The organism is Parabacteroides sp. 20_3, from assembly GCF_964238835.1.
Taxonomy (GTDB): Bacteria; Bacteroidota; Bacteroidia; order Bacteroidales; family Tannerellaceae; genus Parabacteroides; species Parabacteroides distasonis.
Genome location: NZ_CAXSNO010000001.1, coordinates 457,488 through 480,238 on the forward strand (window position 1 = coordinate 457,488; position 22,751 = coordinate 480,238).

The 22,751-nt window shown below is 49.4% G+C and carries 15 protein-coding genes; 10 read left to right on the forward strand and 5 right to left on the reverse strand.

Annotation, left to right across the window (positions count from 1 at the left end; all coding sequences use genetic code 11):
- The first annotated feature begins 53 nt into the window (after positions 1-53).
- Positions 54-650, forward strand: a complete 597-nt coding sequence (locus ACESPU_RS01955; RefSeq protein WP_005856219.1) for a YqgE/AlgH family protein — start codon at positions 54-56, stop codon at positions 648-650.
- Here the strand turns inward: ACESPU_RS01955 and ACESPU_RS01960 are convergent.
- From ACESPU_RS01960 to recR, 3 genes are read right to left on the reverse strand one after another with little or no spacing between them, the layout of a single operon-like run.
- Positions 642-1,157: a GNAT family N-acetyltransferase gene (locus ACESPU_RS01960; protein WP_373133104.1), complete on the reverse strand. Its 516-nt coding sequence runs from the start codon at positions 1,155-1,157 to the stop codon at positions 642-644. The two genes, ACESPU_RS01955 and ACESPU_RS01960, sit on opposite strands and share 9 nt — an antisense overlap.
- 17 nt (positions 1,158-1,174) lie before the next feature.
- Positions 1,175-2,341: a glycosyltransferase family 2 protein gene (locus ACESPU_RS01965; RefSeq protein WP_005868176.1), complete on the reverse strand. Its 1,167-nt coding sequence runs from the start codon at positions 2,339-2,341 to the stop codon at positions 1,175-1,177.
- A gap of 26 nt (positions 2,342-2,367) precedes the next feature.
- Positions 2,368-2,994: a recombination mediator RecR gene (gene recR / locus ACESPU_RS01970; protein WP_005868175.1), complete on the reverse strand. Its 627-nt coding sequence runs from the start codon at positions 2,992-2,994 to the stop codon at positions 2,368-2,370.
- 484 nt (positions 2,995-3,478) lie between these two features.
- Between recR and ACESPU_RS01975 the strand changes: the two genes are divergently transcribed.
- The 7 genes from ACESPU_RS01975 to ACESPU_RS02005 all read left to right on the forward strand — a co-directional run bounded on the left by ACESPU_RS01975 (position 3,479) and on the right by ACESPU_RS02005 (position 15,194).
- Positions 3,479-5,476, forward strand: a complete 1,998-nt coding sequence (locus ACESPU_RS01975) for an OPT family oligopeptide transporter (RefSeq protein WP_005856211.1) — start codon at positions 3,479-3,481, stop codon at positions 5,474-5,476.
- Positions 5,477-5,493: 17 nt separating this feature from the next.
- A complete protein-coding gene (locus ACESPU_RS01980) occupies positions 5,494-6,807 on the forward strand; it encodes a SpoIID/LytB domain-containing protein (protein ID WP_287535185.1) in 1,314 nt (437 codons plus the stop codon).
- A gap of 148 nt (positions 6,808-6,955) precedes the next feature.
- Positions 6,956-9,334 (forward strand): ABC transporter permease, encoded by a 2,379-nt coding sequence (locus ACESPU_RS01985; RefSeq protein WP_146334320.1) that lies wholly within the window; start codon positions 6,956-6,958, stop codon positions 9,332-9,334.
- 225 nt (positions 9,335-9,559) lie between these two features.
- Positions 9,560-11,143, forward strand: a complete 1,584-nt coding sequence (locus ACESPU_RS01990; RefSeq protein ID WP_373133105.1) for a bifunctional UDP-sugar hydrolase/5'-nucleotidase — start codon at positions 9,560-9,562, stop codon at positions 11,141-11,143.
- 41 nt (positions 11,144-11,184) lie between these two features.
- The gene (locus tag ACESPU_RS01995) at positions 11,185-12,648 is read left to right on the forward strand and encodes a sodium:solute symporter (RefSeq protein ID WP_250788171.1); all 1,464 of its coding nucleotides are present in this window, start codon (positions 11,185-11,187) and stop codon (positions 12,646-12,648) included.
- A gap of 45 nt (positions 12,649-12,693) precedes the next feature.
- Positions 12,694-13,296 carry a ribosome biogenesis GTP-binding protein YihA/YsxC gene (gene yihA, locus ACESPU_RS02000; protein ID WP_005856199.1) on the forward strand — a complete coding sequence of 201 codons (603 nt, stop codon included), beginning with the start codon at positions 12,694-12,696 and terminating at the stop codon, positions 13,294-13,296.
- Between the two features lie 17 nt (positions 13,297-13,313).
- Positions 13,314-15,194, forward strand: a complete 1,881-nt coding sequence (locus ACESPU_RS02005) for a radical SAM protein (RefSeq protein ID WP_373133106.1) — start codon at positions 13,314-13,316, stop codon at positions 15,192-15,194.
- Between the two features lie 23 nt (positions 15,195-15,217).
- Here the strand turns inward: ACESPU_RS02005 and ACESPU_RS02010 are convergent, their stop codons facing one another.
- Both ACESPU_RS02010 and ACESPU_RS02015 read right to left on the reverse strand, forming a co-directional pair.
- Positions 15,218-17,524, reverse strand: a complete 2,307-nt coding sequence (locus ACESPU_RS02010) for a TonB-dependent receptor domain-containing protein (RefSeq protein ID WP_373133107.1) — start codon at positions 17,522-17,524, stop codon at positions 15,218-15,220.
- A 100-nt stretch (positions 17,525-17,624) separates the two neighbouring features.
- Positions 17,625-17,978: a hypothetical protein gene (locus ACESPU_RS02015; RefSeq protein ID WP_005868159.1), complete on the reverse strand. Its 354-nt coding sequence runs from the start codon at positions 17,976-17,978 to the stop codon at positions 17,625-17,627.
- Positions 17,979-18,075: 97 nt separating this feature from the next.
- Between ACESPU_RS02015 and ACESPU_RS02020 the strand changes: the two genes are divergently transcribed.
- Both ACESPU_RS02020 and ACESPU_RS02025 read left to right on the forward strand, forming a co-directional pair.
- Positions 18,076-19,743, forward strand: a complete 1,668-nt coding sequence (locus ACESPU_RS02020; protein WP_005868157.1) for a putative transporter — start codon at positions 18,076-18,078, stop codon at positions 19,741-19,743.
- A gap of 83 nt (positions 19,744-19,826) precedes the next feature.
- Positions 19,827-22,748 carry an ATP-binding cassette domain-containing protein gene (locus tag ACESPU_RS02025; protein ID WP_158533017.1) on the forward strand — a complete coding sequence of 974 codons (2,922 nt, stop codon included), beginning with the start codon at positions 19,827-19,829 and terminating at the stop codon, positions 22,746-22,748.
- Positions 22,749-22,751: the final 3 nt, after the last annotated feature.

Below are 22,751 nucleotides of genomic sequence, written 5' to 3' on the forward strand. Positions count from 1 at the left end.
TAAAAAACGCCTTATATTGTCGGTGAATTAGTAACAACCTAACATTCACGATCATGGCATCTTATAAAAATATATTTAAAATAACACATAACGATGTCCTTCCTATTCAAGGAAGTATTCTGATTGCCGAGCCTTTTTTACAAGATGCCTATTTCCAACGTTCCGTCGTATTATTAATAGAGCATACGGAACACGGATCGATGGGATTTGTCTTGAATAAAAAAACGGATCTTATCGTAAACTCTTTTTTCAAGGAGTTTGCCGAATTTCCGGAGATACCGATTTATCTGGGGGGGCCGGTCAGCCCCAACCGTTTGTTCTTTATTCATTCCTTAGGGGATAATATCATTCCGGACGCATTAAAGATCAATGATTATTTATATTTCGACGGGGATTTCAACGCATTGAAACGATACATCCTCAACGGGCACCCAATCGATGGGAAAGTGAAGTTTTTCTTGGGATACTCCGGATGGACCGAAGGGCAATTAAACCATGAAATCAAACGGAACTCGTGGGCCGTAAGCCATATCACCACCGATAATATCCTGTCTGCCGATGGGGAGGGCTATTGGAAAGATTCCGTAGAATTATTAGGCAATGATTATAAAACTTGGACAAAATATCCGAAGGACCCGTATTTAAATTAACTGCATTATGCAGACATCGGAATAACCATCCGGTGTCCTGATCCAGTCCTTAAGCGTCCCCGCCTCGACAAATCCCAGACGGGTAAATAATTTCTTGCTAGGCTCGTTCGCCACGGGAATATGCACATAAAGTTGATGAAGCTTCAAAAACGTATAAGCGTATTCCATCAATAGTCTTAACGCTTCCGTAGCGAAGCCACGTCCTTGATACTTACGATCCAGCATAATACCGCAAGCCGCCCGGTTCGGGTGCGGCTCGAAATCGAATAAGTCCACGATCCCCACGCAAGTCCCCGTATCGCATTCCTCGATCATGAAGCGAAGTTGGCGAGACTCATAGATACTCCGGTCGCTACCCGCTATATATTCCTTCAATATATAACGGGAATAGGGAGCCAAGGTATTCCCTACTTCCCATAACTCCGGATCATTCTCCCAACGATACAACAACTCCAGATCCTCTGGTTCCAATGCCCTCAAACGGACTCTATCATTCGACAATAACATATTTACCCAAGGATTACTTAAACAAGCCGACCACTCTTCTTCGTATATATATGGTAAACCGCTTTCTTGTTCACGAGCTTGTCCATAAACAAGAGCATCTGCTCGTAACGGGCATCGGGGAAGCAGAAAGCGTAGTCCGTAAAGCCTTTCATCTGGTTCTTGCGACAGATAGCATCCATCACACGCTCCACGTCCAAATCCCAGAGATTCACGAATTCCAGATCCGGCATAGCTTTCAGGCAAACGGCCTTTACCTCCTCAAAATGATCCTCCCTACACAAGATCAAAAGGCGGCGATGCTTAACCGCTTTAGCCTTCTTGCGTAGAGGGGCTGAAATCGTCGCCCAGCAAGCTTTCAGCAGGACAGCCAACCGGATCAGTATCCGCATCAACCAACCGGACCCCGGATAATATTTCTTATAGAAAATCAACATGGCGCCGTAAAAAGCCCTTATGTACCTCAAGTCACCATGCTTCGTACTCTCCCCCTTATAATGCAGGATCCGTTCCGGCACGTACAAGTTCTTATAGCCTCCCAACACGATCCGATAAGACAAATCGATATCCTCCCCATACATGAAGAACGACTCATCCAACAAGCCAACCTTATCCAACGCCTCATGGCGAAGCAACATGAACGCACCCGCCAGCACCTCCACCTTATGCGTCTGCTCTTTATCCAGATATGGCAGGCTATAACGTGCGAATGCAGGAGAGTTAGGAAACAGCTTTGAAAGGCCGAATATCTTGCAGAACGACACCCAAGGCGAAGGGAAAGCCCGTTTGCTCTCCGGCAAGAATACCCCGTGTCCATTCAGCATCTTCACGCCGATAGCTCCGATCTCCGGATCCTCATCCATCTGGAAGCACAGGCTGCGGAGGCTCTCCTCTCCCACCACGGTATCGGGATTCAGCAATAACACGTATTCCCCGGTGCACTGACGGATCGCCTGATTATTGGCCTTGGCGAAACCGGGATTATCTTTATTCTCGATGAAAACCACTTCCGGGAACTTAGGCCGGAGATATTCGACAGATCCATCCGTCGAGTTATTATCCACCACGAACACCTCGGCGTCCATCCCCGTTACGGCGGCACGGACAGAATAGAGGCATTGCTCCAGAAAATACTTCACGTTATAGTTAACGATGATAACGGACAACTTGGTTTCTTCGTAGGTCATTCCGGATATTAATTATGAGTTATGATTTATGAATTAGAAGAGGTGAGATTGAACTCGGTACGATTGATAATGGATCGTCCTAAGGTGATCTCGTCGGCATACTCGATCTCATCACCGATAGATACGCCACGTGCGATGACACTGATCCTCACATCGTAACCGGATAGCTTCCGGTAAATAAAAAAGTTAGTCGTATCGCCTTCCATGGTAGTGCTCAACGCCAAGATGATCTCTTTCACCTCACCTTCGGCCACACGTCGCACCAGACTGTCGATACGCAAGTCGCCCGGTCCGATACCATCCATCGGCGAGATGATCCCGCCCAACACATGGTATACGCCACGGAATTGCCCGGTATTCTCTATCGCCATCACCTCCTTGATATTCTCTACCACGCAAACCAAGGAATGGTCACGGCTGGGGTTGGCGCAAATAGAGCAAACCTCATCATCACATATATTATGGCAGACCTTGCAGTACTTCACGTCTCGACGGAGGGCAACCAAGGCCGCGGCGAAGTTTTCCGTATAGCCGACGTCCCGGCGCAACATATAAAGCGCTAGCCGGAGCGCTGTCTTCCTCCCCACCCCCGGCAAGGAAGCCAATTCATTCACGGCATTTTCCAACAAGGCTGAAGGATATCTTTGATTCATCTACTTTCTGTATTTGACTACAAAAATAGAAAGAATTTACGAATTAACGATAAACCTCAAATTATTTACTCGGCTTCTCCCCCATCCCATTCAAGTCGCACATCTCTTGCTTGATATGTACAACTATAACTGCTCTAGGTATAATTGTTCATGTCCTCAAGTAATAAACATTCTTTTTGCCATATACAAACATACTTGCTACTTGATCTATTTCCAAATGATCGCCGTGGGATGTACAGACCACGACGTGATTTGTATATTCCACGACTTGGTCTGTACAGATCACGCCGTGGTTTATAGAATTATACAGCATGCGAACAAGAATTCATACGCTACTGGGTAAGAATTCATATAGATAATTTGGGTACGGTTGCCCTAACTATTCTAAAGAATCCTTGCATGTCTCAGCCAGAAAACATAAATTTGTCACCCAACACCCGTTTGGTGGAGCTATTACGAACTAATAATCTAACATTTTAATATCGTGAAACCAGAAAATGAAGAAAAGGTAACCGGGCTGCTAGAAAACGCCTACCGAGAATTAAAAGAAGGGGAAAGCTACAAGCCTCTTATGTCTCCCAACAAACACTATCCGGAGGTTACGCTTTGGTCCGTCCTTTGGGGATTGGTCATGGCGGTGATATTCAGCGCGGCGGCCGCTTATCTGGGCCTGAAGGTCGGTCAGGTATTCGAGGCCGCCATCCCGATCGCTATCATCGCCGTAGGGTTGTCCAGCGGATTCAAGCGGAAGAACGCCTTGGGAGAGAACGTCATCATCCAGTCTATCGGGGCCAGTAGCGGCGTGATCGTGGCGGGGGCCATTTTCACCTTGCCCGCCCTTTATATCCTGCAAGACAAATATCCGGAGATCACGGTCAATTTCTTCGAGGTTTTCATGAGTTCCTTGTTAGGAGGTATCATCGGGATCTTGCTATTAATCCCGTTCCGTAAATATTTCGTATCCGATATGCACGGTAAGTATCCCTTCCCGGAGGCTACGGCTACCACGCAAGTACTCGTCTCCGGCGAGAAAGGCGGAAGCCAAGCGAAGCCCTTGATCTTCGCCGGATTAATCGGAGGTTTGTACGACTTCATCATCGCCACCTTCGGTTGGTGGGGCGAGACGATCAGTACCCGTATCGTCGGAGCCGGTGAGATGCTGGCAGAGAAGGCCAAGATCGTATTGAAAGTCAATACGGGCGCTGCCGTACTAGGTCTGGGTTACATCATCGGATTAAAATACTCCTTGATCATCTGCGCCGGTTCATTCTTGGTATGGTTGGTAATCATCCCCGCCATGTCCGCCATTTTCAGCGCCGACGTGCTTACGTTCGGAAATGACGCTATCACGGCGACCGTCGGGAGCATGAGCGCCGAGCAAATCTTCACCACCTACGCCCGCCACATCGGTATCGGAGGTATCGCTACCGCCGGGGTGATCGGCATCATCAACTCTTGGGGAATCATCAAGGGAGCCGTAGGCTTGGCGGCGAACGAGTTGAAAGGAAAAGGAGACGCTGTGGAGAGTAATACCATACGTACGCAAAAGGATTTGTCGATGAAGGTGATAACGATCGGTATCATCGTATCGCTGATCGTCACCTTCCTGTTCTTCCAGTTCGGCGTACTTCATAATTGGTTCCATGCCGCCATCGGCTTATTGCTGGTCGGGGTGATCGCTTTCCTGTTTACGACCGTAGCGGCAAACGCTATCGCTATCGTAGGGACGAACCCGGTATCGGGCATGACGCTCATGACGTTGATCCTCGCCTCCATCATCTTGGTCGCCGTAGGGTTGAAAGGGCCGGCCGGCATGGTATCCGCCCTGATTATCGGAGGCGTGGTTTGTACAGCGCTTTCCATGGCGGGAGGTTTCATTACCGACTTGAAAATTGGCTACTGGCTGGGTAGTACGCCCGCCAAGCAAGAGACTTGGAAATTCCTAGGCACACTAGTTTCCGCCGCTACGGTAGGAGGCGTGATCTTGATATTGAACCAGACGTACGGTTTCACGACCGGACAATTGGCCGCTCCGCAAGCGAACGCTATGGCCGCCGTTATCGAGCCATTGATGAGTGGTTCGGGGGCACCTTGGGCTTTATACGCAATTGGAGCCGTCCTCGCCGTCGTATTGAACTTCTGCAAGATACCGGCGTTGGCATTCGCCTTGGGTATGTTTATCCCTTTGGACCTGAATACGCCGCTTTTGATCGGTGGAGCGATCAGTTGGTACGTAGGAAGCCGTAGCAAAGACCAAAGCTTGAACTCAGCCCGCTTGGAGAAAGGTACGTTACTGGCTTCCGGCTTTATCGCCGGCGGCGCCTTGATGGGCGTGGTCAGCGCAGCCTTACGTTTCGGCGGAATCAACTTGATGAACGAGGAATGGGCATCTAGCAATGCCGCCGAGATACTGGCGGTTGTCATGTACCTTGTCATGATCGCTTACCTCACATTTAATTCCCTGAACGCAAAAAAAGAATAGAATAAAGGAATAAGGATATGGAAGCACCTGTAATCAATGTGGGAATCATGACCCACAAAGCAATCTCATTTGTTTTTAACGAGGAGTATGTACATACGGAAACCGGCACGTTCACCATAGGCGAGCAACGTGCCCTCTGGGTAAACGGCAAGATCGTGTACAATGGGAAGCTTTATCAGGAGCTATTCTTCGAGCCGACCAGCCCGCAATCCTCTTTCGACTTGAAGGCGGTCACGATCGGCGTGGATTTTCACTGGCAACGACAGGAGGATCAACGCTTCAAGGGAGCGTTGAACCTCGTGGCGACCGATAAAGGTATCGTCACGATCAACCAAGTGGACGTGGAGGAATACCTTACCAGCGTAATCTCCTCGGAGATGAGCGCCAACGCTTCCAAAGAGTTGCTGAAAGCCCATGCCGTGATCTCGCGAAGCTGGCTCTTGGCACAGGTCGAGAAGAATTTCAACTTGAACGGATCGGTTACGCCCTATAAAAGTTGTTACCGCAACAACGAGACCTTGATCCGCTGGTACGACCGGGAGGACCATGATCTGTTCGATGTCTGTGCCGACGACCATTGCCAGCGTTACCAAGGTATTACCCGGGCATCGAACCCGATAGTCAGGGAGGTGATCAAAGAGACACGTGGAGAGGTATTGATGGATAACGATACGATCTGCGACGCCCGCTTCTCGAAATGCTGCGGAGGCGTGACCGAGAAATTCGAGAATTGCTGGGAACCGGTTCCCCACTCCTATCTTACCGCATTGAGGGACGGCGAGACTCCCGCCTATCCCGACCTGACGGACGAGCGGGAAGCGGAACAATGGATACGTACCTCACCCGAAGCCTTCTGTAATACGACGGACAAGGAGATCCTTAGCCAAGTGCTAAACAACTACGATCAAGAGACCACGGATTTCTACCGTTGGAAAGTAGAATACACGCAAGAGGAACTATCGGGGTTGATCCACCGGAAAACGGGTATGGATTTCGGGCCGATCATCGATCTTGTACCGTTGGAAAGAGGTTCGTCCGGACGTATCACGAAACTCAAGATCGTAGGGGTACGCCGTTCGTTCACCATCGGCAAAGAGCTTGAGATACGCCGGACATTATCCGAGACGCATCTATACAGCTCGGCCTTTGTTGTCGATAAGAAGGATATCCGCCTTGATATCCCCTCCCGCTTCATCTTGACAGGAGCCGGATGGGGACATGGCGTAGGGCTTTGCCAGATCGGAGCCGCCGTGATGGGAGCCAAAGGGTATTCGTACCGGAAAATCCTCACGCATTATTTCCCCGGAGCCTCTATTGAGAAAAGGTATTAAACAAAGGTGTCCAAAATCTGGACACCCTTGTCCAATTATTGGACACTCATAAATAATCATACGCTACTCACCCCTCTGTTTTTCAACCACATAAACACAATGGCACGGTATTTGATTTTATCTTACCGGAAAATAATACAATAACAATATGAAAAACATCGGGATCGCAATTCGCTCCCTTTTTAAGAGAGGGCAACACAATGTAATGAAGATTATCTCCTTGGGTATAGGACTGACCATCGGCTTGGTGCTGATCGCTAAAGTCCACTTCGAGAACACCTACGATAACTTCTATCCGGACGGAGACCGGATCTATCGAGTATATGAGAAATTTTTCATGAACGGGGAAGTGGGCGACCACGGGCAAACGCCCGCCGGAGTAATCCCCCTCTTGAAACAAGAGACACCGGAGATCGAGGCCGCCACACGCTATACGTACTTCCGGGGAAACTCCCCTTTTACGATGTCCGACAACAAGCATCGGCTCAAAGCGACCTTCATCCTAGCGGACAGTTGTCTTTTCGACGTATTGCCCCGCCCCATGCTCATCGGAGACCCTAAGCAAGTTCTCTCCCAACCCATGTACGTGCTCGTATCCGACGAGATCGCCGAACGTATCGGCGGTAACGTGATGGGAAAACGCTTCGAGATTGACGACGCGCCGGGACAAGCCCTCACGATAGGCGGCGTATTCAAGAAACTACCGGACAACACCGAACAGAGTTATGACATTATCGTATCCCTTTCTTCCATCAGCAAGTTCATGTGGGACGGAACCCATATGTTAACCGGAAACGACCGCTACCAAAGTTATGTCAAGGTATCGCCGGGTACGACAGAGGCCCAGTTGGAAGCGGGAATGAGACAGATGATCGACAAGCATTTCCCCGTAAACGACCTTAAGAAAGCCGGCGTGGAACTGACCTTCACCTTCCACAAACTACTCAACGTACATATGGAGGACGATATGGCCAAACGTATGGCCTTGATCCTCTCGTTCATCGCCTTCGTATTGATCTTCACCGCCGTAATGAACTATATATTGATCGTGATCTCCTCCATCGTGAACCGCACGAAAGAGATGGCCGTACGCAAATGTTACGGGGCGAGCGGTAAGGATATCCAAGGTATGGCGTTGTCCGAGGTAGGGACCCACGTCACCGTCGCACTAGTGCTGGTCGTACTTTTGATCCTAGGATTTCAAGGAATTATAAAGGAGCTGATCGGCACGGGAGTCCGATCGTTATTCCTATCCACGGGTATGTGGGCGATATGCCTCACGGTCATAGTCGTACTTATCTCTACGGGCATAGCTACCGGCTGGTTCTTAGGACGCATTCCTGTAGCGGCTGTTTTCCGGAGTATTCGTGAAGCACGCCGCCTTTGGAAACTGGGACTCTTGTTCTTCCAGTTCACGGCAATCAGCTTCCTCGCCTCCTTATTGCTAGTGGTAGGCAAGCAATACGACCATATGGTGAATGATCATCCGGGATACAATCCTGAGAACCTCGCCTATGTGTATATCGGCGCCGTAGACTCCACGGGGCGTGCCAAACTGATCGAGGAAACCCAGAGATTGCCCGAGGTAGACGCCATCACGACTTGCTATAACCTTCCTTTCTGGGGAGCCTCGGGCAATAACGTCTATCTTCCGGGAGACGACCGGGAACTATTCAACATCGCCGACCTCTACGACGTAGGAAACGATTACCTGAACGTATTGGAAATCCCGATCGTAGAAGGACAATACTTCACAGAGAATACCACCTCCTCGCAAGAGATACTGGTGAGCCGCAATTTCATTGAATACATGAAACCTTTCGCAGACTGGAAGGATGGAGCCGTGGGCAAGACGGTACAAATAACCGGACACGATACCAAGTCCGAGTCGATGCCTCTCTTCACGATCCGGGGCGTGTTCGAGGATTTCCGCCTAGGCTCCATAGCGGGAGAAGATCCGCGAGCCAAGATCATGTTCTATACGAAAGGGGCGGCCCAACATATGGTCATTCGGTACCATAGCCTTTCTTCCGAGGCCCTACGCAAGACGCAGGATCTAATGGGGCAACTCATCCCGGATAAAGAACTCAACGTGATCTCCTTCAAGAGCGAGATGCTGGAAGGATACACCTCCTCCCGGAAATTCCGTGACTCCGTCATGATCGGTGGTATCGTCACCTTGCTGATCGTCTTCATCGGATTGATCGGATACACGAACGACGAGGTGAACCGTCGCCGGAAAGAAATGGCGATCCGCAAGATTAACGGAGCCACGGTAAAAGACATACTCCATATCTTCTTGAAAGATATCATCACCATGGCATTGCCGGCCATCTTACTTGGTTGCGGTATCGCTTTCTATATCTCCCAGAAATGGCAAGAGCAATTCTCGGAAAAGATCCAGCTATCCTGGTATCTATTCGTGGGAGGAGGCGTATTGGTACTCACCGTCATACTGGCGGTTTCCGGATATAACGTATTCCGTACCACCCACGACAATCCCGTAAACAACCTCAAGTCCGAATAAATCAAAAGGGCCGCATCTTATCCGGATGACGGCCCTTTGACTTAATGTTTACCTATTTCCCGGTTATGATGAACAACCGGTTCGCTTTCACTCTCACGAGCTATTACTATGACGCAAAGGTAGGCCGAAGGTTTAAAACGACCAAAAAGAATTCGACGAATCGGGCGTTTTCCTCGGTGAATCTCGTTATTTTTCCTACTTTTGTCCCTATTAATACATACAACCATGGGACTGAAAAAACAATTCGTATCGGCGATTTTGCTAGGCAGCACGCTAACCGCTCCCCTATTCGCGCAAGATATCGCCACCCCGTCTAGCTCGATAGACACTTTAGCCATTTTCTCATTCAACGATTTCCATGGGGCTTTCGCCTCCGACGGGATCACGCCGGGAGCCGCCCGGTTGGTACAAATGACACAAAACGAGAAGCAACGCTATCCGCATTCCATCGTTGTCTCAGGCGGAGATAATTTCAGCGGAAGCTATTTCTCCAAGATCACGAAAGGCGAGCCTATCAAAGAGATGTACGAGGCGATGGACGTGGAGATGTCCGCCATCGGTAACCACGAGTTCGACTGGGGGCTTCCTTATCTAGTGGACACCGCCGCTTTGAATATCCCCCATGTGGCCGCCAATATCACCGAAGAGAAGAGATATACTCACCCCGACTGGTTGAGTCCCTACCGTATCGTAGAGCGTAAGTTGAAAGATGGCTCCTCCCTGCGCATAGCCTTCATCGGACTGACCACGACGGACACCTACGTCAAGACCAAGCCGGAGAACCTGAAAGGGCTTCAGTTCACGCATCCGCTGGGAGCGGCCTGCATACAAACCGTCTACCAGTTAAAGAAAGAGGGCCAGATCGATATGATTATCCTCTTGATGCACATCGGCACGGATATGAAAATGCCTTACCGCATCACCGAGGAGAACGCCCAAGGACTGCCGTTCATCGATAAGGTAGACGCCATCATATCCGCCCACTCGCATGAGCTGGTGCTCGATAAAATCAATAACATCCCCATCATCCAAGCCGGCGTAAACGGTACCCATATCGGGAAACTGCTGTTCCAAATACAAGATTTCAACGGACACCGGGATATCTCTTTCATCCAAGGGGATACCGTGCGTGTAGCCTGCGAGGAGAACCCGGAGATGCGAGAGGCCGTGGAGAAGATCATGGATAAATATCGGCTGAACGAGAAACTTGCCACGGCAAAAGAGGCCTTGATCCACGACCGTACCATCAATAAGTTCGACTATACGCCTATCGGGGCGTTGGTCACGGCCGCTTACGCCAAGCGTTTCCAAAAAGAGATGCCCGCTTACAAGGATCAGCCGGTGATCGGCGTAAACCATTACGGAGGTATCCGTGCGGCCCTCCCGAAAGGGGATATCACCCGATTGCGTGCCGGCAACATCCTGCCTTTCGGCTCCGCTATCGTTGCCTATCGTTTCGACGGCAAGCGGTTGAAGAAGCTATTGGAGGATGGACGGAAGAATCCGAACGGTTTCCTTCAATCCTCCGACCTCACGCTTACCCTAAGCGGAAATAAGATCGAGAAAATAGTCTATACGAGAGACGAGCAAAAGACCGAGATCGAGGACAATACCCCTTGCGTGGTGACCCTAGACGCTTTCATCACCGATGGCGGAGACGGGTACGACGCCTCTTTATTCAAGGGCTACGAGATCCCGGAATTCGATAATTTAGGTATCATATCGACCGACGCTTTCATGGACTACCTAAAGAGCTTCAAGAAACCCATCACGGTAGAATCCACGCATATGCCGGTTATTTCAAAGTAAAGCCGTATCTTTGCGCAGAAGAAGACAGAAGTTAGCAATACATGAACAGCTATATGATCCTTTTTATTATCGCTGCCTATTTCGCCGTCTTGCTGCTGATAGCATGGATCACGGGACGTAATAACAGCAACGAGGCATTCTTCCTCGGGAACAGGAAATCACCTTGGTATATCGTTTCTATCGGTATGATAGGGACATCCTTATCGGGGGTGACGTTCGTATCGGTACCCGGCATGGTGCGGGCGATCGATATGACGTATATGCAGACTGTATTAGGCTTCTTCGTGGGATATATCATTATAGCCAAGGTATTGCTACCGCTATACTATAAGTTGCAACTTACCTCCATCTACTCGTATCTGGATGACCGGATCGGGAGAAGGGGGTACAAGACAGGGGCCTCATTCTTCCTGCTCTCGAAGATCGTAGGGGCGGCCGCACGCTTATATCTGGTGGTCTTGATCTTGCAAACCTACGTGTTCAACGCTTGGAACATCCCATTCGCCGTGACCGCTATCCTCAGTATCCTGCTGGTATGGCTATATACGTTCCGAAGCGGCATCAAGACGATCATCTGGACAGATACGTTGCAGGCCCTTTGTCTCGTGGCAATGTTGATCGTGATCATCTGGCAGGTGAAGGACAAGATGGGACTGGATTTCGGGGGTATGGCGCAGACCTTGGTGGAAAGTCCTCATTTCCGTATCTTCGAGTTTGGCGATTGGCATAGTACGCAGAACTTCTTCAAGCAGTTCTTCAGCGGTATCTTTATCACGATCGTCATGACCGGGCTGGATCAGGACATGATGCAAAAGAACCTCTCCTGCAAGAGCTTGAAGGATGCCCAGAAAAACATGTACACATATGGCTTCGCCTTCACGCCGGTCAACTTCTTGTTTCTCGCGTTGGGGGTACTGCTACTGACATTGGCGGCACAGCGGAACATCCAGTTGCCAACCCTCAACGACGATATCCTCCCGATGTTTTGTACCTCGGGGATCTTGGGCGGGAGTATCTTGATCTTCTTTACGATCGGTATCATAGCGGCGGCTTTCAGTAGCGCCGACTCGGCGTTGACAGCGCTCACCACCTCTTTTTGCGTGGATATCCTCGGCGTGCAGAGAGAGGAAGCGAAAAGGGCGAAACGTACCCGCCTAAAGGTACACGTGATGATATCCGTCTTGTTCGTCTTGATCATCTTGGCGTTCAAGGCCGTAAATAACCGGAGTGTTATCGACGCGATCTACATGATAGCGTCGTACACGTATGGTCCTCTATTGGGGCTGTTTGTTTTCGGGCTTTTCACGAAGCGGAACCCCCGTGACAAATACGTGCCCTATATCTGTATAGCCTCCCCGTTGATTTGCCTCGCCACGGATTTCTTGGTGAAACAATACGCAGGCTATACGTTCGGCTACGAGATGCTTATGGTAAACGGAGGCATCACGTTCGCCGGGCTGTGGCTTTCGGCAATTGAAAATGGAAAATTGAAAATTGAGAATTAGGTCTCGCCATTATTCATTTACTCATTATTCATTAATTTATATTTTATGGAAATTAAAAGCGCAGAATTTGTTATCAGTAACACAGACGTAAGGAAATGCCCCGAGGGTAATAAGCCGGAGTATGCCTTCATCGGACGAAGTAATGTAGGCAAATCCTCCTTGATCAATATGCTTACCAACAAGAAGGGCTTGGCGATGACTTCGCAAACACCGGGTAAGACTTTACTTATCAATCATTTTCTTATCAATAACGAGTGGTATCTGGTAGATCTTCCGGGGTATGGCTTCGCCCAACGAGGCAAGGAGAACCGGGAGCAATTGAAACGTATCATCGAGAACTATATCCTCGATCGCGAGCAACTGACCAACCTATTTGTCCTTTTGGACTGCCGCCACGAGGCGCAAAAGATCGATCTGGAGTTTATGGAATGGCTGGGTGAGAGCGGGGTTCCTTTCTCCATCATCTTCACGAAGATCGACAAGATCAGCAAGGGACGCTTGAAAGAGAACCTAAAAGTCTATACGGATAAATTACTGGAGACTTGGGAAGAGCTTCCTCCGATCTTCCTCTCTTCCTCAGAGAAGAAAGAGGGACGGGATGAGATTCTGGACTATATCGAGTCTATCAACAATAGCTTGAATAATTGAAAATTAGTTGAGTTGATATGGGATTAGCTTCGGTTCTTCTGGTTTTATCTCCGTTTACGCAGATCAATACGCCTTATCCTTCCACGGCTTACCTAAAAGGTTATTTGGAGGCAAAGGGTGTACGTGCCGGGCAGACCGATCTGGGTATCGAGACAATCTTGACTTTGTTTTCCACGCAGGGTCTCGGGGAGTTATTCGCCGAGATCGAGCGACGGAAAGGTAAATATCCGGCTAAAGTCCGGGGGATGCTGGCTAATAAGCAACGGTATATCGACACGATAACCGCCGTTGTCGCTTTCCTTCAAGGAAAGAACGATCCTCTCGCTTATCGCATCTGTAATCAAAATTACCTTCCAGAAAGCGATCGCGGGAGCCAAAACGAGGAGGAGCTGGAATGGGCGTTCGGTACTTCGGGATTACGGGATAAAGCCCGTTATCTGGCAACCTTGTATCTGGAGGATCTCTGCGACTTGATCCGGGAAACGATCGACCCGGATTTCGGTTTCAGCCGATATGCCGAGCATCTAGGCCGCTGCGCCTCCTCCTTCGACGAGATCGAGGAAGCCCTCCAAAAAACTTTCGGCTTTATCGACCGCCTGACGCAACCGCTATTGGAAAAGCACATCGCCGAGAGCAAGCCCAAGGCGATCGCTTTCAGCGTACCTTTCCCGGGGAATTTATTCAGTACCCTCCGGCTCGCCCAATGGCTACGGCAGGCACATCCCGATATCCCGATCCTTATGGGAGGCGGTTTCGTGAATACGGAACTTCGCTCCATCACGGATACCCGCTTCTTCAAATACATCGATTACCTCTTGCTGGATGATGGAGAGGACCCGCTTTACCAAACGTTGCGCTATCTGGACGGGGCGATCCCCAAAGAGGAACTGGTACGCACCTTCTCCTTGGACGAGAGCGGCAGCCGGGTCGTTTATCAAGACAACCCCGCTTATCCCGCTTGCCGGCAAAACGAGACCGGATTCCCGGATTACGAAGGCTTGCCACTGGACAAATACATCTCTGTCATGGAAATGGCCAACCCGATGCACAAGCTTTGGAGCGACGGCCGCTGGAACAAACTGACCTTGGCACACGGTTGCTACTGGGGGAAATGCGCCTTCTGCGACGGTTCGCTGGATTACATCAAACGGTATGAGCCGAATACGGCCAAGACTTTGGTAGACCGTATGGAGCGCTTGATCGAGCAAACCGGCGAGATCGGCTTCCATTTCGTGGACGAGGCCGCTCCACCCGCCTTGCTACGGGAAATGGCGCAGGAGATTATCCGCCGTGGGATAACCGTCGTGTGGTGGGGAAATATCCGTTTCGAGAAAAGCTATACCGAGGAGCTATGCGACCTTCTTCAACGAAGTGGCTGCATCGCCGTGTCGGGAGGTCTGGAAGTAGCCTCTCCCCGACTCCTCAAACTGATAAATAAAGGGGTGACAGTGGCTCAGGTGGCACGGGTCGCCAACAACTTTACCGGGGCTGGTATCATGGTCCATGCCTATTTGATGTATGGTTTCCCGACCCAAACCGCTCAAGAAACCATAGATTCCTTGGAAACAGTCCGGCAAATGTTTGAGCTAGGGCTGATCCAATCCGGATTTTGGCATCGTTTCGCCATGACAGCACATAGTCCTGTGGGGTTGCACCCCGCCGAGTACAGTTGCCGTGTCACGGAGCCTCCCTTTGGGGGATTCGCCCGTAATGACGTACAGTTCGAGGCGCTTTCCGGCTGCGATCCGGAGCTTTTCAGCGAGGGGCTTCGCGTTTCCCTCTATAATTACATGAATGGAACTGGTTTCGATTTGCCTTTGCATAAATGGTTTGGCGGCATGAAAGTGCCACGCACCACCCTGCCGCCAAATTATATAGAGAGAATAGTGGAGGAATAGCCCCGCGGAGGCTCGCCGAGTATTTAATAACTGATCTTACACCCCACGAAATAACTTCTGGGAATCCCCGGGCCATAGATATACCCGGCATCCCGGTGCGCTCCCTTGTCGAAATCATCTTGATAGGAGTCGAAGATATTCTGGACTCCAGCATTTACCTGTAAAGTCACGGACTTGAAGATCGGGAAGTCATAAGCCAGCTTGAGATTCAAGTCGAAGAAATCACGAGTCTTCTCCTCACGATCTTCCGGGATATAACCCGCCAAGTGCTGCACCAACATACTTCCCGTATATGTACCCGTCAAGGAAGCGGAGAAACGCTTGACCGGCGTGAAGGTAGAAGTGAAATAACCATATATGTCCGGAGAGCGGAACATCTTCTTCTGCGGGGTGATATTCGGGTTCTCGCTCCATTGCTCTGCCTCCTTGTAGCCGCTCCGTTGCAAAGTAGCGCCCGCCTGTATCTGCATCCAAGAATAGGCCATCTTACCCTCCAGATTGATACCCATCACACGGGCACCCTTTCCATTACGGCGTTCCATCAGCAGGTTATTGTCCTCGTCACGGCCGATCTCCTCCAAGATAAACACGTTCCGTAAATCCGTATAGAAACCTTCCACCAAGAAATTCACTTGAACCGGGCCGAAGCGATGATAAAAATCTACGGAAGCACTCACGCTCTGCGAATTCTCCTCCTTCAAGTCCGGGGAGATCTGGATGATCGCCACGTCGCCACCCACGGCGGTGATATGCAAATCCTCGTCGAACGCTTGAGGAGCCCGGAAACCGCTGGAGTACGACATACGCAGGTTGATATCCTTCGTCGGATTGAAACGCACGTTCGCACGAGGGCTAAAGATCACGTGATCCATCATATTATGCTTATCCAAACGGCCACCGATCAAGAAACTCCAACGATCATTCTTCCACTCGTTCTGGGCAAAAGCACTACCGATATGCACGGTCTGGGCGATCGTACGGTTATAACCAAGCATCTCGTCCCGCAAATCATCGTAGCTATATTCAGCACCTCCCGTAAAGGTAGCGGGCATAAAAAGGCATTTGTCCCATTCGTAGGAGTATTGGGCGCCACCGATAAAGGTCATGTCCGTCGTGTTACCATAGGCGTTCGGATCTTTTCCGGCACCGTAATAACTCTGGCGTTTCGTATGCTGGGCGGAGGTATACACATTCAGCCGATGATGGTAGTCGCGAGAGAAAAGATCGAATTTCAGGCCTCCCCCGTTGATCTGGTGGTCGGTCTGCTCGGTGATATCCGTCTCATGAGGCGGAAGATCCAATAAATTACCGCCCCGGCGGAACTCGCTGATGTTATGGTACTCGAAAGTCAGCTTGGAGTAATTGCTGGTCTTCAAGTAAGAACGAAATCCTAGGGTCTTCCCCTCCAGCTTACCAAGCTCTGAGTAGCCGTCGCCATCATGGTCGTAAGAGGCACGGTGGCGGCCCTGCCCGAAGAGGTAGATACCCGCCTTATGATCGTCCGTCACCAACGAGGCGTTCACGGTGGTATTGTTATCCGGGCGGCTTCCCCCGATCATCGTCAACGAATGGGCGATCTGGGCGGAGTTGCGCATCGGCTCCTTCGTGATGATATTGATCGTACCGGCGATAGCGGACGAACCGAACAAGGCCGAGCCTCCTCCGCGCATCACCTCCACCCGCTCGATCATATTCGCCGGGATCTGCTCTAAGCCATATACGCCGGTCAGGGCGCTGAAGATCGGCCGGCTATCCACCAAGATCTGGGTATAAGGGCCCTCCAGACCATTGATACGTACTTGTTGGAAACCGCAATTCTGGCAGTTGTTCTCCACACGCACGCCGGGCTGGAAATTCAAGCCGTCGGCCAAGGAAGTCGCGTGTGTGGTCTCGAACACCTTGGAGTCGAGCACGTTTACCAAGGAAGGAGCCAGACGGCGGGTCGTCTCGTTACGGTTTGCCGATACGACAACACCGTCCAAGGAGACAGCGTCTTCCTCGGCATTGAAATTAATCTCCAATGTCTTCCCTTTCTTAAGGTTCACCGTCTTCTCCTCGGTTTTATATCCGATAGACTTCATGACCAAGGTATATTTCCCCTCAGGAAGATTTTTCATATAATAATGACCGGTCGCGTCGGTAGTCGTACCGATTGTCGTACCGTGGAGATAGACATTGATAAAAGAGAGATGCTCTCCTGTTTTCTTATCGAGGATATGACCTACGATATTAGCGTCGGAAGGATTCAGGGAAACATGATCGTCTCCCTCTGCCCACGCTAACGTAAAGATACAGCACAGGCATAGTATAAGTGTAATAAACTTATTCATTGCTTGATTAATAGTTGTTTGAATATTAATGATTACGAATTGCCGAGGAGACGGGGCATGCCCCGTCTCTACAAACGGATATTGATTTCTGGATATGTAATCAAACAACTGGGGGAGCCCGCAGGTATCGCAGTCCCTCAACGGAAGTGACATGATCCGGATAGACCGGAGACTCGGAAAGATTAGATACTTCTAAAGAATAGAATTGTAAACGTAACGGGTGAATCGCCCCGTCCATCACGTGAATAGACGAGAGCATATGAAACAACTGTATCTCCGCCAGAGAGGCATGATGATGGCAAGTACCGTCCGCCGTCTTCTTGAAAGGGTGCGCATGCACGATGGTCGTACCATGCTCCACATGGACGTGCGTAAAAAGCGAGACGCTGCTATAATACGCAATAAAAAGTACCGGCAGCAACCACTTTATATATTTAACCATCGTTTCCCTCACCCTGTATCATCGTTATTTCGTGGGCAAAGATACTACAATTTTTTTAATTGCTTTGTTTTATGTATTTTCGCGCTTCTAAAGCAAAAAAGAAACTCTTATGAATTGGTTACTTGAGACGCTTGCAGAACCCTCGATGATACAGGCCGTGGCTGTCATTTCTATCGTGGCGGCGGTTGGTGTGTATTTAGGGCGGCTAAAGATATTCGGCATTTCATTAGGCATTACTTTTGTATTCTTCGCCGGTATTATGGCAGGGCATCTGGGCATTACCGTAAATAAGGACATGCTGAACTTCGCCCAGAATTTCGGGCTTATCGTTTTCGTATATACCTTGGGATTGCAGGTAGGTCCCGGTTTCTTCTCTTCCCTAAAAAAAGGCGGGGTGGAAATGAATACGATGGGATTAGGGGTGATCGCTTTAGGACTGATTTTGACGTTGGTGTTTCATTGGATAACAGGAATCTCCGTCCCCGTTATGGTAGGGTTGCTATCCGGTGCCGTAACGAATACCCCGGCCCTAGGTGCCGCCCAGCAAGCGCTCTTACAGATGGATCCGGAAAATACGAGGAACGTAACGGATATGGCTCTGGCCTGTGCCGTAGCTTATCCATTAGGTGTCGTAGGCGTAATTCTCGCTATTATCATCTTGAGGTCCTTATTCGCTAAAAAGACACAGGACACGCATAAGGAGCAAGACACGACAACAAACGTAGCGGAATTTCAGGTATTAAACCCCTCTATTTACAATAAGAGCATCCAGCAAGTCATGAAATTGACAGAGAAACATTTCGTGATCTCCCGCCTCTGGAGGAACGGAAAGGTGACGATCCCTACCTCTGAAACCATCTTAAAGGAAAAAGACCATTTGCTTATCATATCCGTAAAGGCGGATGTCGAATCCATCAAGGTCCTTTTCGGAGAACAAGAGACTACGGACTGGAATAAGGAAGATATTGACTGGAACGCTATCGACAGCCAATTGATCTCCCGCCGTATCGTCGTAACCCGCAACCGGGTAAACGGGGTAAAGCTAGGCTCGCTCCGGCTCCGCAACCTATACGGGATCAACATCACCCGGGTGAACCGCGCGGGTATCGATCTGGTGGCCTCCCGTGACCTCCGTCTACAGATCGGGGATAAACTAACGATCGTAGGCGAGGCCAATTCCGTGAATAACGTGGGTAAGATCTTGGGAGACGAGCTGAAACGGCTGGATAACCCCAACCTGCTTGCCATATTCGTAGGACTTACGCTGGGCGTATTAATCGGGGCGATCCCAATTGCCATACCGGGAATGAGTACCCCCATCAAGCTGGGTATCGCCGGAGGACCGATCATCGTTGGAATCTTGATGGGTGCGTTCGGCCCCCGTTTCCACCTAACGACTTATACCACCCAGAGCGCGAACCTGATGATGCGGCAGTTTGGTATAGTGATCTATCTGGCGGGACTGGGAATCGACTCCGGAGCTCATTTCTTCGAGACCGTCTTCCGTGCCGAAGGATTGTTATGGATCGGCCTCGGTTTCCTATTGACGATCGTACCGGTCTTGATCGTCGGGTTCATCGCCTCTCAATTCTTCAAGCTAGATTACGCCCACAACATAGGTATGCTATGCGGAAGCATGGCCAATCCGATGGCCTTGAGTTATGCCAATACGACCGTCGAGGGTGACGAGCCTTCCGTATCTTACGCTACGGTTTACCCGTTATCCATGTTCATCCGGGTGATTTCTGCCCAATTATTGATCATGTTATTCACTTGACTGCTTAAAAAGTCTAACATTCGACCTGTTTTTTGTTTCACTTACCTTATCTTTGCAAGACATTTGAAACAATACTTTGATGAATGAATGAAACTATACTCAATGGGCTACTGAACTTGTTCGCTATATTTGCTTCGTTGGCAAAAATAGAAAGTGACCAAGCGCGTCAGGCCGTCAATTCTTACTTAACCAGTCACTTTGGTATCCGCTCCCATAAAGAATATATGGAGCTATTTGATGAGATACAAAGTGTTTACGATGATCCGGACTTCGATATCGATAGAGAGAGTGTTATTATCAACGTATGCAACCAGCTCAAGCCCAAATTGATTGCGGAAGACCAGCTATTGCTTCTTCTCCGTTTCATGGAGTTCGCCCATGGCAACAATGAAGGATTGAACGAGAACTTAGCCATTTTCCATAAGATCGCTACGATATTTAATATCGACACGGATACCTTCGACAATCTATACGCCTTTGTTGTCGGTAAAAAATCTCCCTCCATACTTACGATCAACGCTGATGATAGCGATAAAGACATCAACCATATCTACAGAAGGGGATTGGAGGGCGAGATACGGGTGTTGAGACTGACCCGGTTCGACCGAATGGTCTTTATCTACCAAGGCAGCGGACGGGTATTCATGAACGATATCCCGCTTACTTCCGGTATCTTCTATGGCTGGCAACGTAGCAGCGTAATCAAAAGCCCGCTATTCTTGCCGGTTTATTATAGTGATGTCCTCGATGTATTCAATCAGAATGAGCATAAGGAACGTATTTTATTAACCGGGAGGGATATCGAGTTCAGCTTCAAAAATAGCGAGAACGGTATGCACAATTTCTCTTTCAACCTTGAATCCGGCCAGTTGGTAGCCATCATGGGAGGAAGCGGCGTTGGTAAGTCTACCTTGTTAAGCATCTTAAATGGGAATATTATCCCCGGGGAGGGAAGTGTATGCCTAAACGGACATCCGCTGAGTGATCCGGAATGCAAGCAATTGATTGGTTTCGTGCCTCAGGATGACTTGCTGATCGAGGAGCTGACCGTATTCCAAAATCTATGGTATACCGCCCGCCTTTGTTTCGCAAACCTGACCGAAAAGGAGATCGAGGGTCGTGTCAATACGATACTGGAGGATTTGGATCTGAGCAAGATCCGGGATTTGGCCGTCGGGTCTCCAATCCGGAAAACGATCAGCGGAGGACAGCGTAAACGTTTAAATATAGCATTGGAACTTATCCGTGAGCCGGCGATCCTTTATTTGGACGAGCCAACCTCCGGCCTCTCGTCCACCGACTCCGAGAAGGTCATCATGCTGTTAAAGGAACAAACGCACCGGGGACGGCTCGTGGTTGTCAATATCCATCAACCTTCGTCCGAGATCTATAAGTTGTTCGATCGCCTGTGGTTATTAGATACCGGCGGTTACCCGATTTACGACGGTAACCCGATCGAGGCGATCACTTATTTCAAACGGATCGCCAATTACACCGATCAGGATATCAGCGTGTGCGGCACTTGTGGAAATATCAATCCAGAATTAATCCTAACTATTATCGACGCAAAAAAGATAGACGATAGCGGAAACCAGACAAACATCCGGAAGATAACTTCAAAAGAATGGCATGAGTTATATGTAGCTTCCCGCCCGAAGTTCCAAGAGGTTAAGCCTACTCCCCTGCCCCCGAATCATCAGCAGAAGCCCTCGATCTGGAAGCAATTCTGTATCTTCTTGGAAAGAAACATAAAAACCAAGCTGACCAATAAGCAGTATTTGTGCATCGCCTTACTGGAGACTCCTTTATTGGCGGTGATCGTGGCCCTGCTCACCCGCTTCGTACCCGATGACGGGTATTCTTTGCTGGCGAACAAAAACCTGGTATCCTACATTTTCATGGCGGTGATTGTCGCTACTTTCACGGGATTAAGCATCAGCGCCGAAGAGATCATCAAGGACCGGATGCTCCTAAAGCGAGAACGATTCTTGCGATTGAGCCGAGGCAGTTATCTCTCGTCAAAGATGTTCTACCTGCTTTGTATCTCAGCGATCCAAAGTTTGTTATTCATAGTGGTAGGAAATTTATTGATAGGCATCGGAAGCGAGATGTTCCTTACTTGGTGGATCACGCTATGGGCAACCTCATTCCTCGCCAACCTGACAGGTTTGATACTATCGCAATCTTTAAACTCGATCGTAGCGATCTATATAACGATACCGCTGCTTTTAATCCCGCAGATTTTACTTTGCGGCTTAGTTGTCAAGTTCGACGATTTGAGCAGGAGCGCATCCAGCCGGAACATAGTGCCCCTTATCGGTGAGGTTATCCCCTCACGTTGGGCATTCGAGGCGTTGGTTACGGAACAATTCCGGAACAACAGCTACAACCGCCTATTTTTCACGGTCGAAAAAGAAAAGTTCCTAGCGCAATATTACCGGAATGTCCATGCCGACGAGGTGCGCAGCCTCATAAACAGCCTCAACCTGATCCCGAATAAACGGGAAGAAAACACCCGGACGATCCACAACGAACTGGCCGTACTATCCCGTGCCGCCCGTATCGCCCCCTATACGTCCAAAGAGAGTTACGAGAGCTATATGGATAAAGTGGAAAAAGCCCTGCATACCCGTAGCGATAATTTCACGGCGTTATTAGAGAAAAAACGGAAAGAGGTCATTCAAGAACATGGCTCCGAATGGTTGAACACCTTGAAAAAAGAGCACCATAACTCGGCCATTGAGGAACTGGTACTTAACTCAACCAGTACCCAATTCTATAAGGAGGCTCACAACCGGATCTATCCTAAAATCGGGCAGATTTATCTGGAACCGGACAATAATTGGGGACGTGCGCCTTTCTATAGTCATGAGAAAAAATTCGCCGGTTATACATTTTCTACTTTTACATTTAATTTATTAATGTTAGGAATCTTTGCTTTATTGGTAATTATATCTATCTTCGCAGAGTTTCCCGGCAAGTATTTAAACAAAGGGAGCGATTAATGA